The 13,998-nt window shown below is 67.0% G+C and carries 16 protein-coding genes; all 16 read left to right on the top strand.

From position 1 onward, the window contains the following. The first annotated feature begins 2 nt into the window (after nucleotides 1-2). The 16 genes from flhB (at nucleotide 3) to KA261_12435 (ending at nucleotide 13,993) form a co-directional block, all read left to right on the top strand. On the top strand, nucleotides 3-1,073 hold the full coding sequence (gene flhB, locus KA261_12510) for a flagellar biosynthesis protein FlhB (GenBank protein ID MBP7698624.1): 1,071 nt from the start codon (nucleotides 3-5) through the stop codon (nucleotides 1,071-1,073). A gap of 1 nt (nucleotide 1,074) precedes the next feature. Continuing rightward, on the top strand, nucleotides 1,075-3,162 hold the full coding sequence (gene flhA / locus KA261_12505; protein ID MBP7698623.1) for a flagellar biosynthesis protein FlhA: 2,088 nt from the start codon (nucleotides 1,075-1,077) through the stop codon (nucleotides 3,160-3,162). Next, nucleotides 3,152-4,309 carry a hypothetical protein gene (locus tag KA261_12500; protein MBP7698622.1) on the top strand — a complete coding sequence of 386 codons (1,158 nt, stop codon included), beginning with the start codon at nucleotides 3,152-3,154 and terminating at the stop codon, nucleotides 4,307-4,309. The genes flhA and KA261_12500 overlap by 11 nt, the downstream gene beginning before the upstream one ends. Next, nucleotides 4,302-5,171 carry a P-loop NTPase gene (locus tag KA261_12495; GenBank protein MBP7698621.1) on the top strand — a complete coding sequence of 290 codons (870 nt, stop codon included), beginning with the start codon at nucleotides 4,302-4,304 and terminating at the stop codon, nucleotides 5,169-5,171. The genes KA261_12500 and KA261_12495 overlap by 8 nt, the downstream gene beginning before the upstream one ends. A gap of 7 nt (nucleotides 5,172-5,178) precedes the next feature. Beyond that, entirely contained in the window at nucleotides 5,179-6,054 is an 876-nt protein-coding gene (locus tag KA261_12490; GenBank protein MBP7698620.1) for a FliA/WhiG family RNA polymerase sigma factor, read from the top strand. A gap of 31 nt (nucleotides 6,055-6,085) precedes the next feature. Beyond that, entirely contained in the window at nucleotides 6,086-6,415 is a 330-nt protein-coding gene (locus KA261_12485; GenBank protein MBP7698619.1) for a hypothetical protein, read from the top strand. Nucleotides 6,416-6,433: 18 nt separating this feature from the next. Beyond that, complete coding sequence (locus tag KA261_12480; protein MBP7698618.1) at nucleotides 6,434-6,814, top strand: hypothetical protein; 381 nt, start codon at nucleotides 6,434-6,436, stop codon at nucleotides 6,812-6,814. Between the two features lie 21 nt (nucleotides 6,815-6,835). After that, nucleotides 6,836-8,020, top strand: a complete 1,185-nt coding sequence (locus KA261_12475) for a DUF2225 domain-containing protein (protein MBP7698617.1) — start codon at nucleotides 6,836-6,838, stop codon at nucleotides 8,018-8,020. Between the two features lie 15 nt (nucleotides 8,021-8,035). After that, the gene (locus KA261_12470) at nucleotides 8,036-8,782 is read left to right on the top strand and encodes a flagellar brake domain-containing protein (protein MBP7698616.1); all 747 of its coding nucleotides are present in this window, start codon (nucleotides 8,036-8,038) and stop codon (nucleotides 8,780-8,782) included. Further along, nucleotides 8,779-9,543: a hypothetical protein gene (locus KA261_12465; GenBank protein ID MBP7698615.1), complete on the top strand. Its 765-nt coding sequence runs from the start codon at nucleotides 8,779-8,781 to the stop codon at nucleotides 9,541-9,543. The genes KA261_12470 and KA261_12465 overlap by 4 nt, the downstream gene beginning before the upstream one ends. A gap of 13 nt (nucleotides 9,544-9,556) precedes the next feature. Further along, entirely contained in the window at nucleotides 9,557-10,078 is a 522-nt protein-coding gene (locus KA261_12460) for a PilZ domain-containing protein (protein MBP7698614.1), read from the top strand. After that, the gene (locus KA261_12455; protein ID MBP7698613.1) at nucleotides 10,075-10,695 is read left to right on the top strand and encodes a hypothetical protein; all 621 of its coding nucleotides are present in this window, start codon (nucleotides 10,075-10,077) and stop codon (nucleotides 10,693-10,695) included. Before KA261_12460 ends, KA261_12455 begins: the two co-directional genes overlap by 4 nt. Nucleotides 10,696-10,702: 7 nt before the next feature. Then, nucleotides 10,703-12,637: a GAF domain-containing protein gene (locus KA261_12450; GenBank protein MBP7698612.1), complete on the top strand. Its 1,935-nt coding sequence runs from the start codon at nucleotides 10,703-10,705 to the stop codon at nucleotides 12,635-12,637. Then, nucleotides 12,634-13,008 carry a hypothetical protein gene (locus tag KA261_12445; GenBank protein MBP7698611.1) on the top strand — a complete coding sequence of 125 codons (375 nt, stop codon included), beginning with the start codon at nucleotides 12,634-12,636 and terminating at the stop codon, nucleotides 13,006-13,008. The genes KA261_12450 and KA261_12445 overlap by 4 nt, the downstream gene beginning before the upstream one ends. 109 nt (nucleotides 13,009-13,117) lie before the next feature. Further along, nucleotides 13,118-13,534 carry a response regulator gene (locus KA261_12440; protein ID MBP7698610.1) on the top strand — a complete coding sequence of 139 codons (417 nt, stop codon included), beginning with the start codon at nucleotides 13,118-13,120 and terminating at the stop codon, nucleotides 13,532-13,534. A 63-nt stretch (nucleotides 13,535-13,597) separates the two neighbouring features. Further along, the gene (locus tag KA261_12435) at nucleotides 13,598-13,993 is read left to right on the top strand and encodes a response regulator (protein ID MBP7698609.1); all 396 of its coding nucleotides are present in this window, start codon (nucleotides 13,598-13,600) and stop codon (nucleotides 13,991-13,993) included. Nucleotides 13,994-13,998: the final 5 nt, after the last annotated feature.

Genomic DNA, 13,998 nt, shown 5'->3' with positions numbered 1-13,998 from the left:
AAATGGCGGACGAGAGTTTCCAGGAAAGAACCGAGAAGGCGACCTCACGCCGCCGGGAGAAGGCGCGCGAGGAGGGGCAGGTCGCGAAGTCGATGGAGTTGAACTCGGCCGCCGTGATCTGCCTCGGCTTCGTCACCCTCTACCTGATGGGGCCGTACATCGCCGGCCAGGCGCTGGCGCTCATGCGGGCGACCATGGCCAACGCGCCCAGTCTCGCCCTGGCCGACCCGACCTTCACCGGCGTCTTCCGCAACCACCTCCTCAAGTTCTTCATCATCCTCGGCCCGGTGTTTGCCGTGCTGACCGTGATCGCGGTCGGCGTGAATGTCGCCCAGGTCGGTTTCCGCATCACCCCCAAGGCGGCTGCGCCGCAGTTGGACAAGCTCGACCCGGTCAAGGGTTTCAAGCGCATCTTCTCGGTCCGCTCGGCGGTCACGCTCCTGCGCGACCTGCTGAAACTCACCGTGGTCGCGTTCGTCGCCTACCGCGTCATCGCCGCCGAATTCCCCGAATTCTACCGCTTCGCCGATATGACGGTGGCGCAGATCGCCGCCGCCATGGGCAAGCTTGCGCTCGAACTGGCGCTCAAGGTCGGTGCGGTCATCCTCGTCATCGCCGTCCTCGACTACATCTACCAGCGCTACGAATTCGAGAAGTCTATCCGCATGAGCAAGCAGGACCTCAAGGACGAGTTCAAGGACACCGAGGGGTCGCCGCAGATCAAGGCCCGGGTGCGGCAGATCCAGCTCCAGATCGCCCGCAGCCGCATGATGGAGGCGGTGCCGACCGCCGACGTCGTTATCACCAACCCGACCCACTACGCGGTCGCCCTCAAGTATGCGCCCGAGGAGCACCGCGCCCCGCACGTCGTTGCCAAGGGGCAGCGGCTGGTGGCGCAGAAGATCAAGGAAATCGCCCTCGCCCATAACGTCCCCTGCGTCGAGGATCGCCCCCTCGCCCAGGCCCTCTTCAAAATGTGCGACGTCGGCCAGATGATCCCGGCCGCGCTCTTCCGCGCCGTGGCCGAGGTGCTCGCCTACGTCTACCGCCTCAAGGGACAGGGAGTGCACTGAGATGAAGGCGGGGAAAGACCATACCGGCCTGCTCGACCTGCTCGTGAGCCGCTCCGACATCGCCCTGGCGATCGGCGTGATCGGCATCATCGGCGTGCTCGTCATCCCGATCCCCACGCCGCTGCTCGATTTCGCCCTCGCCTTCAACATCACCTTCTCGCTCGTCGTGCTGCTCACCACCCTCTATGTCACGCGGCCGCTCGACATGTCGGTCTTTCCCGGCATGCTGCTCATCGTGACCCTCATGCGGCTCGCCCTCAACGTCGCCTCGACCCGGCTCATCCTCGGCCAGGCCTTCGCCGGCGACGTGATCCAGACTTTCGGCAACTTCGTCGTCCAGGGAAACTACGTCGTCGGCTTCATCGTCTTCGTCATCCTCGTCATCATCCAGTTCGTGGTGATCACGAAGGGTGCGGGGCGTATCTCCGAGGTCGCCGCCCGGTTCACCCTCGACGCCATGCCCGGCAAGCAGATGGCCATCGACGCCGACCTCAACGCGGGGATCATCACAGAAGAAGAGGCGCGGGCGCGCCGCCGGGATATCGCCCGCGAGGCTGATTTCTACGGGGCCATGGACGGCGCTTCGAAATTCGTCCGCGGCGACGCCATCGCCGGAATCCTCATCACCCTGATCAACATCATCGGCGGCTTCATCATCGGCATCGCCATCAACGGCATGGATATCAACGAGGCCCTGCGCACCTACTCGCTCTTGTCGATCGGCGACGGTTTGGTGACGCAGATCCCGGCCCTTCTGGTTTCGACCGCCTCCGGTATCATCGTCACCCGCGCCGCCGCCGACTCGAACATGGGCACCGACCTCACCCGCCAGCTCACCCGCCAGCCGCGCGCGGTCATGGTCGCCGCCGTCGTCCTGCTCATCTTCGGATTCCTCCCCGGCATGCCGACCTTCACCTTCCTCGCCCTCGGCGGCGTGGTCGGCGGGCTCGGCTACCTCACCACGCAACTGCAGGCGAAGCGGGCGGTGGAAGAGGAGGAGGCGAAGAAGCGCTCCCGCGCCCAGGAACACCGCACCCAGGAGCGGACCGAGGACCTGCTCAAGGTGGACACCCTCGGGCTGGAAATCGGCTACGGCCTGATCCCGCTCGTCGACCCCAACCAGCGCGGCGACCTCCTCGACCGCATCGGCTCGATCCGCAAACAGCTCGCCGCCGAGCTGGGCATCGTCGTCCCGCCCATCCGCATCCGCGACAACATCCGGCTCCGGCCGAATGAATACCAGATCAAGGTCAAGGGTCTCCGCGTCGCCGGCTTTGAACTCATGACCGACCACCTCCTTGCCATCAATCCCGGCTATGTCCGCGAGAAGCTCGAGGGTTTCGACACCAAGGATCCGGCGTTCGGCCTCGCCGTGACCTGGATTCTCCCGAACCTCCGCGAGGTGGCCGAGGCCCGCGAGTACACCGTAGTCGAGCCCTCGGCCGTGGTCGCCACGCACCTGATCGAGACGATCCGCCGGGCTGCCCCGGAAATTCTCTCGCGCCAGGACGTCCAGCACCTCGTCGACACGCTCAAGGAAGACTACCCGGCCTTGGTCGAGTCCACCGTGCCGGAGATCGTCCCGCTCGGCACGATGCAGAAAGTCCTGCAGCAGCTCCTGCGCGAGCGAATCCCGGTGCGCGACCTGGCAACCATTCTCGAGACCGTCGCCGACTACATCGGCGCGACCAAGGACGCCGACGTGCTGGCCGAGTACGCCCGCATGGCGCTCCGGCGCCAGGTGACGGAACTGGCGAAAGACGCCCGCGGGCGGATCAGCGTCTTCACCATCGACCCGGCGGTGGAGCAGACACTCGCCGACTCCGTGCAGAATACCAAACAGGGACTGATGCTCGCGATCGACCCGGCGCTGGCCGAGCAATTGCTCGGCCGGATCGGGGAGCAGATCGACCTCCAGCACGCGGCCGGCGTCAACCCGGCCTGTCTCTGTTCGCCCAATATCCGACTGGCCCTGCGCCGCCTCGCCGAGGCGCGCTTCCCGGGCCTCATGGTCCTCTCGTACAACGAGATTCTCCCCGACGTCGAGGTGATCTCGACCGGAATGGTGAGGTTGCAGGATGATCATTAAGTCGTTTACCGCAGAATCCGCCTCGGCCGCCATGAAACAGGCGCGCCGGGAAATGGGCGGCGACGCCATCGTGCTCAAGACGCGCCAGCTCACCGACCGGTACAACCGGCCCCAGGTGGAAATCACCGCCTGCCTGGAAAAACCGACTGTCGGCCGGATGTCCGACATCCTCGACAGCCGCCCAGCTTCGGTCAACCGGCTCCCCGTCGCTTCCGACGGCGAGCCGGCCCCGGCCGCGGTCGAAGACGCGGGGCCCGAGCCGCTTGCCGACGAACCGGGGGCCGAAGCACCCGTCCCCTCCGAGGATCGGCTCGCCCGCATCGAGGCAACCCTCGACCGCCTCGTCTGCCTCAGCGCGACGCGCGGGGGTGAGGAAATCGCCGACCCCGCGATCCGGGCGGTCGCCGCTTCCCTCCGCGACGCCGATGTGCCGGAAGATTTCATCGATGCTTTCCTGCTGGCCAGGCCGGAACGGTTCCTCGGCCCCGGCGCGCTGGCGAAAATCCGCAGCGAGCTGGTGAAGGAGCTGTCCCGGCTGATGGTGCCGGATCTGAAGTTCCGCCCGGGCGACCGCGTCCTCTTTGTCGGTCCGGCCGGGGCGGGGAAGTCCTCGGTCATGGGCAAACTGGCCGCGCACCTCGCTGCCGTGGAGAAACGGAAGGTAGCGCTGGCCGGCGTGGATTTTCAGAAAGTCGGCGCCCATGAAGAACTGGCCGGCTACGCCGACCTGCTCAACCTCGATGTCGCCGAAGTCGCCGGCGAGCACGCGGACAAGGCCGGGACCAAAGATAGCATCACGCTGATCGATGCTCCGGCGCTGCCGGCCGAGCCCGATCGCCGCGAGGCGCTCGTGCGGGCGGCGGCGAAAATCGGCGCCCGCTACCGGTTCCTGGTGATCCCGGCGACGATGCGCTCCGCCGATGCGATCGATCTGGCGGCCCGCTACCGCTGGTTCGGGCCCACCCACCTGGCGGCGACCATGCTCGATGTGACCCGCCGCCAGGGCGTATTCATTGCCGCCGCGCGCGCCGCCAAAGTCAAGATGGTCTTCTTCTCCGACAGCCCCGGCGGCCTCGGGCGGCTCAAAGCCGCCGATCCGGCCGCGCTGGCCGCGACGCTCACCGGCAGGGAGGCGGCCGATGACTAGACTGCACTTCGTCGCCCCCGCCTCGGCCGTCCCGCAGGGCGGGCCGCGCCTGGTGTCGGTGCTCTCCGGCAAGGGGGGCGTGGGCAAGAGCATCCTCGCCTTCAACCTGGCCGAACGGCTGGCGGCTCTCGGTCTCCGCGTCCTTGCCGTCGACGGCGACGTCTATGGCGGCAACCTGCACATCCTGGCCAACCGCGCCTGCGCCGTCGGTATCGGCGAATTCATCGACCGGCGTCTGTCGCTGGCCGAGTGCCGCACCCCGCTCGCCGAGCGGCTGGACCTGCTCGGCGTCTCGCCCCGCCTGTGTGATCCCGAGGCCTGGTCGGCCGGGACGGTGGGCTCCATGCTCAAGCGGCTGCGCGCCGAAGGGGCCGCTTACGATGTCATCGTGTGCGATCACAGCTCCGGGCGGTCCCGGATCGCCACCCTCATCGCCCACGGGTCGGAGATAAATCTCCTCGTGGTCGTGCCGGAGCTGACCTCGATCTCGGACTGCTACGGTCTGTTCAAGCACATCCGCCAGGCCCGGGCCGACATCGCCTGCCGACTGGTGATCAACCGGGCGGCGGATGCGGAGGAGGCCCAGTACCTGCACCAGAAGTTTGGAGCGGTGACGGAGCGGTTTTTGGGCGAGGGGCTGCGTTGCCTGGGTTTTGTGCCGGAGGATGCGGCGGTGCGGACGGCGGTGGCGGCCCAGCAGCCGCTGGCAGCGGCCGCCGAACATTCTCTTGCCGTTCAGGCACTTACTCGAATGGCCCGTTCTCTGGTCCGCGAGCTCACCCCGGAAGGGGCGGACCGGTGCGGACTTTTCACCCTTGCGGACGATAAGGTTAACCCGGCTGAGGCCGATATAAGGAAATAGCAGACATATGGTTAGCACTGCCAAAGTCGAGCCGAAAAAGCGCGGCTGCAAACCGCGCCGCGTGAGCGTCGCCGAGACCATCACGCCCGAGATCACACCCAAGAAGACTCGGAAATGGGATGTGACCGCGCGTGACTGGGCTCAGTATTCGAAATCGCGGGATCCGGAAGCCCGGCAGCGGTTGCTCGCCAAATACATCCCCCTCGTGCGCAACGTCGCGTCGCGCATGGCGATGGGGTTTCCCCGCTCGGTGGAGCTGCCGGATCTCGTCAACACCGGAGTAATCGGGTTGATCGAAGCCTTCAAAAATTTCGACCCCGGCCGCGGCGTCAAGTTCGAAACCTACGCCGTCCCCCGCATCCGGGGCGCCATCCTCGATGAGCTGCGGGCGCTGGACTGGGTGCCGCGCTCCACCCGCGCCAAGTCGCGCGAGATCGAACGCGCCCTGGTCGACCTCGAAAACGAACTCGGCCGCCCGCCGGAGAAGAACGAACTGGCCAAACACATGAAAATCAGCGAGCGCGAACTCCACCTGGCGATCGAGGACGTCTCCTGCACCCAGATCCTCTCGCTCGACGAGGTGATCTACCGCGAGGACGACAACCGCCAGGTCCCGCGCATCGAAACCATACAGGATTCCACCCGCGCCACCGTGCTCGGCGAAATCGAGCGCGGCGAACTGCGGTCGTTCCTCGAAGTCGCCATGGACCGGCTCACCGAGCAGGAAAGGCTCGTGATCTCGCTTTACTACCACGAGGAACTCACGCTCAAGGAGATCGGCGCGGTCATGGTGATCTCCGAGTCGCGCGTGTCGCAGATCCACACGCGCGCGGTGAGCAAGCTGCGGAGCATGGTCCGCGAACGGTTCGCCCTGACCGGGTGAGCCGCACGCGGGAAAAGGAGACAGGCGCGCGATGCCGCCCTCGATTGAAACGATTGACAAACTGCCCCCGCCGCCGCCGCACGACCGCGTGAACGAGACGGCCAAGGCCAACGAGGAGCAGGACCGCGAAGCGTTCAAACGGGCGCTCAAGCGGAGAATGGCCGGCGGCGACCGCCGCGCCGACGACGGGCCGGACGACCCGCTCATCGTCGACGTCGACCTGAGCAAACAGGAGAGCCCGCCGGATCAGGAGAACCGCGACGACGACCCGACCGAACCACACCAGGCGCAGGACCGCGCGGCGGACGCCGACGACAGGGAAGAGCCGCCCGCCCCGCTGCACATCGACCTGCAGGCCTGAAGACTTAGGATGGAAGTTATGCCGCTGACGAATGACATGTGGATCGACCTGGCGCTCACGGCGACCGGCTATCTCGCCGCCGGGGCGCTCTCGATGGTGATGTATTCGATGTTCCGCCGGAAGACCCGGCCGGGAGCGGCCGAGGCCCCGTCGCCCGCCGCTGCCCCCGCGCCTGCGCCGCCGCTCGCGGCCGATCGGCCGCGGGACGACGTCCGGTACGTCGGTTTCGGCGAGCGGGCCGCGGCCGGCGAGCCCGCCGCATCCCTCCGCCGCAACCGGGCCGAAGTGTTGCGGCTCGCCCGGGGCATGCTGCGCACGGGCGCCACCGACGCGGAGATCAAGGCCGTGCTGCCCGTCTCCGATGCCGAACTGGCGGTCCTCAACTACGAACGAAGTTAACCGACGAGCAAGGAGCGAGTCATGGCCAGCGATTCCCCGTTTTTCCTGTCGAAGGTGGAATGCCCCATCTGCCGCACGATCAACGAATTTGAAACCGTGCGCATGGGCGCGTACGTCGAGGAAGGCCGCGACAGCGACTTCTGCCCCCGCGACATCAAGTGGCGCTACCCCAAGTACGACGGCTACAACCCGCTGGTCTTCTTTGTCGCCACCTGCGGCAACTGCTATTACTCCCGCGAGTACACGCCCGCCTACAAGGAGTGGAAGAAGGACAACGCCTTCCGCACCTACCGCCTCAAAGCCACCAAGGACAAACACCTCGACCAGCTCGCCACCGCCGACTCGATTGTCAAGCGCCTCGGCAAGGCCATCGACATGGCCCGGTTCCCCAACCAGACGGCCATTCTCAAGCTCCACCTCGCGGCTTTCGACGAGCAGCTCTTCGAACACTACAGCCGCCTCGACCTCGGCCGCTTTTACCTGCGGATCGGCTGGGTCTTCCGGAGCCTCGAGGGCGGGGAAAACCCGCAGATCTCGCGGATGCGGGGTTTCCTCTACGAGCTGGACACGCGCCACGACGGCATCACCGACGCCCTCGGGTCGGCTCGCGACCGGGTCGCCGAGTTCCTCGAGTCGGTCCAGTCGCAGTTCGAGGCCGACACCCTGACCTCCGAGCTGAAAGCCCAGATTCTCCCGTACCGCGAGCGGTTCCTCGCCGAAGGCGCGGCCCTCACCGAGCGGATCACGGGCGTCGAGCAGCGCCTGGCCGACCTGACCACGCTGATCGAGGAATTCAAGACCGTCGGCGTCGGCCTCGGCGACATCAACAGCGAGCCGACCTTCGCCGGCTTCCCCACCTTCGCCGAGTTCCTCTACGATCTGAAGAAGTCGTGGGATGGGATCGTGACCAGCGAGCGCGAGGCGCTGCAGAAGGCGGTCCATTTCTACCGGCAGGCGTTCACCGACGGCCGGAGCATCGCGCCGGGCAACCAGCAGATCCAGGCCTCGTACCTGATCGCGGAGCTCTCCCGCCGCACCGGCGATTTCGCCACCGCCCGCGAGTTCTTCAACCACACGATCCGCCACGGCCAGGAGTTCATCTACCGCAACCGGCACGACCAGACCCAGACCGCGCTGGCCCGCAAAATCCTTGAACTGGCGATCGAGTATGGAAAGTCGAGCATGGAAGCGCCCCAGGGGGCGTGAGGAAAGGACCGGCCCGTGACACCGCCTGCGACGACATCCGCGTCCGGAAAAATAAACCTCTGGGACCGCCTGGAGATCGTGATCGGCGACGGTCCCGAGGCGGGGCGGTACATCACCCGCCTGGAGGACTTCGGCCAGGGGATCCTCGTGATCGGCGCGCCCGAGTTTGTCGGCGGAACCGACTTGATCCGCAACGGCGCTCCCTGCCGCGTGATCTTCACCCGCGACGACGCCGTGTACCGATTCGACAGCCAGATTGCGGTCATTGCCCGGCGCGAGAAACGCATTTACCTGCTGCGCGCCCCGGAGGCGATCCAGCGGGTGCAGCGCCGGCAGTTCGTCCGCCTCGACCTGCGCCGCCCACTCACGGTGACCGTCCTCGGCCAGCCCGGCAGCCCGTCGCTGCCGCCCCACGCTGTCCACCGGACCGTGTCGCTCAACCTCTCCGGCGGCGGCATGCTCATCGAGGCTCCCTTCGAACTCCGGCCCGGTGCGCGGCTGCTCGCCGATGTCGAGTTTTTCCCCGCCATCGGCATCCCGACCCCCGTCGCCGCCGTCGTCCGCCGCGTCGACCGGCCCGCCGCCGGCGGCCTGGCGGGCATCGAGTTTGTGCGCGCCGACTACCTCGCGCAGGTCTTCACCGCCGACGAGCTCGGCCGGCTGCCGGAGTCGGTGCAGCAATTCTCGCGGAGCATGCAGAACAAGCTCGTCAACTATGTCTTTCAGGAGCAGGTGAAGCTGCGCCAGAAGGGGCTGTTATGACGGCGCGGGAAGCCGCCGGCGATCAGGCGCTCGACGCCCTCGAGATCGAGCGCTTCGACCTCTCCACCCTGGTGGGGCGCAAGGTCACGCTCTATGCCGAGCAGTTTCCCGGCAAACCGCTCACCAGCCGGGTGACGGTGGCGGCCGGCAAGGCCATCACCATCGACCGGAGCGGCCACGCGGGACTGATCGCCAACCTGGTCAACAACCAGAGAGTCGTTCTGCAGATCGTGTACAAGGGGGAGCCGGTCTCGGTGTCCGCGGTTCTGCGGCGGACCGAGGGGGGCGGGTGCCGCATTTACCTCGGCGACACGGTCACCCCGCTGCGGCGCCGCCGCTTCTGCCGCGTGCCGATCGCCTGCCCGTTCCGGCTGGCGGCGCTGCCGATTGCCCGTTTGGCCCCGACCGGCCTCAGCCGCCTCCGCTGGTTGGAGACCGAGACGGTCAATCTCTCGGGCGGCGGCGCGCTCATCGTTTTCACCAGCGTCCTCGAACCCCGCACCTACCTGTTCGTCAACGTCGGCGGCCCGGAGCTGGGCTTTCCGTCGCTCCTGCTCGGACAGGTGCGCCACTCGTCGGCGGTCGAGACCGGCCGCTGGCACGTCGGCCTGCAGTTCATCGCCCGCGAGGATCGCAACGGGCACCTGCCGTTCCCCACCGTGCGGCCGATGCCCGGCTCGGTCTTCGCCCTCGACCAGCGCATGCAGCGGGAGATCGAACGCAAACTCATCGCATGGATGCATGAACAGAACGCAGTATAAACAGGAGCTTGGTATGAAGAGAGTCACAGGGACGAGATTCGTGCACGACGTGGAGGCAACCGACCCGGGCGTGGGCGCCCGCCGGCCGCTTCGGATTGAACAGGAAAACCGCCGCCGCTATGTCCGGCTGGAGATCGTCTCCCCGATGTGGCTGCGGCGTCTCAAGGATGCCTTCGGCAATTTCACGCCGACCGAGGCCGAACCGGAACTGAGCGGCGAGATACTCAATATCGGCGCCGGCGGCGTGCTCGTCGAACTCGCCCAGCCGCTGAACGAAGGCGACATTGTCGCCATGCGCTTCCGCCTCGAGGGGCTCGAATCCCTCGACAACGTCCTCGGCCTCGTCAAGCGGTGCGACCACGACGGCGCCGTCTGTCTCACCGGGATCGAGTTCGTTACGCGCGAGCACTTGCGTGACCGGTTGTCGGCCGCCGAGCTCGACCTCCTCGGCGAGCGGGCTGCGGACTTCAACGAAGGCGTGCGCCGGGTGCTGGCGCGCTACCTCTACACCGAGCAGCGGAAGAGCCCGGCATGAGGGGGCGCGCTCTCGGCCTACTGTCCGCGGCCATGGCCGCCGGGCTTCTGCTCGTCAGCGCCGGCCCCGGGGAAACGCCCGGCCGGACCGTGGCGCTGGTCGTGGCTCCCCCCGACCTGCCCTGGGCCGACTGCGAGATCGAGGCGCGCCTCGTGCAGCGCCTGACCCGGCACGATGACCTGCGGATTCTGACGGTGCGCGCGGAAACGCCCCCGCACCCGGCTTTCCCCCCGGATCACGGCGACGCCGCGGCTCTGGCCGCCTGGGGACAGGAGGCGGGCGCCGCCTATGTCGTCATCGTCCGCGTGGAATCGGAACGCCTGGAGCACCGCAAGTCGATGCAGATCCCGCTGGTCGCCCACCGGTATGTCGCCCTCGGGGTCATCGAAGGGGAACTGCGCGTCATCGACGTCGCCCGCGGCCGGCTGGCCCTCGCCGAGCCGTTCCATGTGCAGAAAAAGGGGCCGCAAGTTTTTCAGGGAAGTGTGGATAATGACATTCACGATCCCGACCTCCATATCAGCGCGCCGGACAAGTCCGTCTTCTTCCGCCGTCTCGAGGAAGAGCTGGCCGGCCGCCTCGTGCGGCGGATCGGAACTGTCATCCGGATGAGGTAAGTGAAGCATGAAGACCACGTCGGATATCATCGAGCGGGAGCAGCCGGGGGAGGAAGTACACATCAGGAAACGAACGGTGGAGCCGATCGCGGCGGCCGCGCCGCTGGTGGTCACCGAGCCGCCCGACGCCGAGGTTCTCCGCGAGGCGCTGCGCCGGGGGCGGCCGCTCACCTTTCCCCGCCCGGCGGGGGAGACCCCGACCGAGGGCCGCGACCCGGCGCGCGGCAAAGCCGTGCTGCTGGCCCTCGACCACCTCGACATCGGCCTCTTCCTGGTCAACCGCCAGGGGTACATCACCGACTGCAACGAGGCCGGTTCTGAGCTCCTCGGCATCGATCACACGACGCCGTGGGAGAACCGCCACGTCTCCAACCTCACGGCGGTGTTTCCGGGGGATGTGTACGACCAGTTCGACCGTCTCCTCAGCGGCGACCGGGCCTGCGTGCGCCGAGAGATTGCGATCAGCGGCCCCGGCGCCCGCCCGCTGGCGGTGACGCTGTGCGCCGTACCGCTGCCCGACCAGGCGGCGGAAATCGTGGGCATCGTCCGCGAGGCCTCCGCCGACCAGAACCGCCGCGCCCACGACGAGTTCTCCATCCTGGCCGAGGTGGCCGCGGCCCTGTCGTCCTCGCTGGAGCTGCGCCAGATTCTCCGCATCATTCTCACCGGGGCCACCGCCTCGCAGGGGCTCGGTTTCAACCGGGCGTTTCTCTTCCTCTTCGACCGCGACCGGCACGAGCTGACCGCCCACATGGCGGTCGGGCCGACCTCGGCCGAGGAAGCCGGGCGCATATGGACCCGCCTGGCGGGGATGCACCTGTCGCTGGCGCAGCTGCTCGATGTGCACCCCAGCGGGTCGGAGGACCCGACCGACCGGCTGTTCGAATGCATCCGCGGTCTCACCATCGCTCTCGATAACGAATCCCTTCTGGCCCACATCTGCGATTCCGGCACGGGCGTGAATCTCGAGCCCGATGCCGAGCTCGACGACCTGACCGCCGGTCTTCTCCGGCGCACCGGGACGACCCGGGCCGCCCTCGTGCCGCTCATGAGCAAAGGGACGTGCCAAGGCCTGGTGGTGGCCGACAACGCGATCACGGGCGCGCCGATCGGCGACGACGCGGTGCGGCTGCTCAAAGTGCTGGCCGACCAGGCGGCCGTGGCGATCCAGCGCGCCCGCCTCTACGACCGCGAGCGCCAGCGCGCCCGCGAGCTCGAACGCACCTACCGCCGCCTTGAACAGTCCCAGGAGCAGGTCATCCGGGCTGAGAAGATGTCGGTCATGGGCGAGCTCACCGCCGCCGTGGCCGATGAACTGCGCAACCCGCTCACCATTATCGAAGGCTTCACCAACCTGCTTCGTGAGAGCCACCGCAGCGAGTGCGGCGCCGAGTATCTCAACATTATCGCCAGCGAAGTGCGGCGGGCCGACGCGCTCTTGAACCAGGTGATCGAATTCGCCTCGGCCTCCAGCCGCCAAAACCAGGTCTTCGATTTCTCCGTCCTCGCGGCCAACGTGATCGCCCGTCTCTGCGGTCAGACCGAACACCGGCCGAGCGGCCTGAGCCTGTCGGCGGCCACCGAGCGGCTCTCGGTATACGGCAACCCGGACCAGCTCGGCAATGCGTTCTACCAGTTGTTCCAGATGATCGTCGAAGAGACGGCGGACGAAGCCCGCATCGACGTGCGCACGGAGCGGGCCGACGGCCGGGCGCGGCTCAGCCTGGCGTTCCAGACGCGGCCGGAGCGCACCGAACGCCTCCTGCGCATGCTCGACCAGATTTTCGCCCGCCAAACGGCGGCCCTCCGGCTGCAGGTGCTGGTCGCGAGCGAGACAATTCGCTACCACGGCGGCGATTACCGACTGAGCACGACCGACAACGGAGCCCCGCTCCTGGTGCTCGAAATGCCCCTCGCCGGGCAGCAAGTGGGGATGCCATGACGAAATCCCGAACCGATGAGTTCCGGCCCATCGACCCGGCCATCATCGAACGGGTCGATGAGCTGAACGAAGAGGTGAAGGTGCTGGCCCTCAACCTCGCCATCTACCTCGCCCGCGCCAAAGGGCGGTCGGCGACCCTCAGCCGCCTGGAACCCGACTTCATCAAGCTGGTCAACGGCACGGTCAAGGTGGTGCACGAACTGGCGGATATCATCAACGCCGCCCGGAACCTCGAGGCGATGGTCAACGACCTCGCCACCCGGCCGCCGGGGAGCGACCCGATCGAGGGCCGTCTCCGCGCCATCCTGGAGCAGTGCACCCGCATCATGGACGCTCTGGCCGAGGAGGGACGGGTCGACACGAAAGGATAACGCGCAGCGCCCCTTGCCCGATGCGGTACAAGACTTGTCCGGATTTGCCGATAAACCGGGCAAAGAGCGGCGCAAACGACACTGCCAAACCCCAACCGGGATGATGCCGATGCTCGACAGCGACATGCAGAAACTGACCCGCCTGGCTCAGGAACGCGGCGAGCCCTTCCGCGTGCTCATCGTGGACGACGAGAAGTGGGTGCGCGACGTCTTCCGCGATTTCTGCGGAACGACCGACGCTTTCCGCGTCGACCTGGCCGACAGCGGGCTCGAGGCTTTGGCGAAAGTCGAGGCCACCCCTTACGACCTGATCACGGTCGACCTCATCATGCCCGAAATGTCGGGCCTGGAGGTTCTCTCCGAGATCAAGAAGCGGCGCCCCCGGACGCCGGTGGTCGTGATCACGGGCAACGCCACCGACAAGCTGGTGCACAAAGCCGGCCTGCTGGGCGCCTGCCGCGTAATGTACAAACCGGTGCAGCTGGAAGATTTCATTTCCGAAATCTCGTCCGCGCTCAGCCGGTGACCGGGCGCCGGGGAGACCGGCACCCAAAAGGCGAACGACAATTGCACGGAGGACACCAGGCCCATGAAAAGTGCGGTCTCGATTCTTGTAGTTGACGATGAGGCCATGATGCGGCTCCTGCTGGAGAAGATCCTCTCCCGCGAAGGGTACCGAGTGGCGACGGCGCCGGATGGCGAGACGGCGGCGGCCCTGCTCCGGAGCCAACCCTGCGACATCGTCATCTCCGACATGAAGATGCCCGGGATGAACGGGTTCGACCTGCTCAAGATCATCAAGCGGGAACACCCCCGCACTGGCGTGATCATCATGACCGCCTACGGCGACACCTACACCGTCAAGGATGCCCTCTTGCTGGGGGCCGACGAATACATCACCAAACCGTTCAAGAGCTACGAAATCGCCCTGGTGGTCGAGCGCGCCTACTGGCGCATCCTGGCCGCCTCGAACTCCTCGGCCTGAGAGTG

Source organism: Candidatus Zixiibacteriota bacterium, from assembly GCA_017999435.1.
Classification (GTDB): Bacteria; Zixibacteria; MSB-5A5; order GN15; family FEB-12; genus JAGNLV01.
Note: the sequence above shows the minus strand (reverse complement) of the source record. Positions and strands in the feature narration are given on the sequence as shown.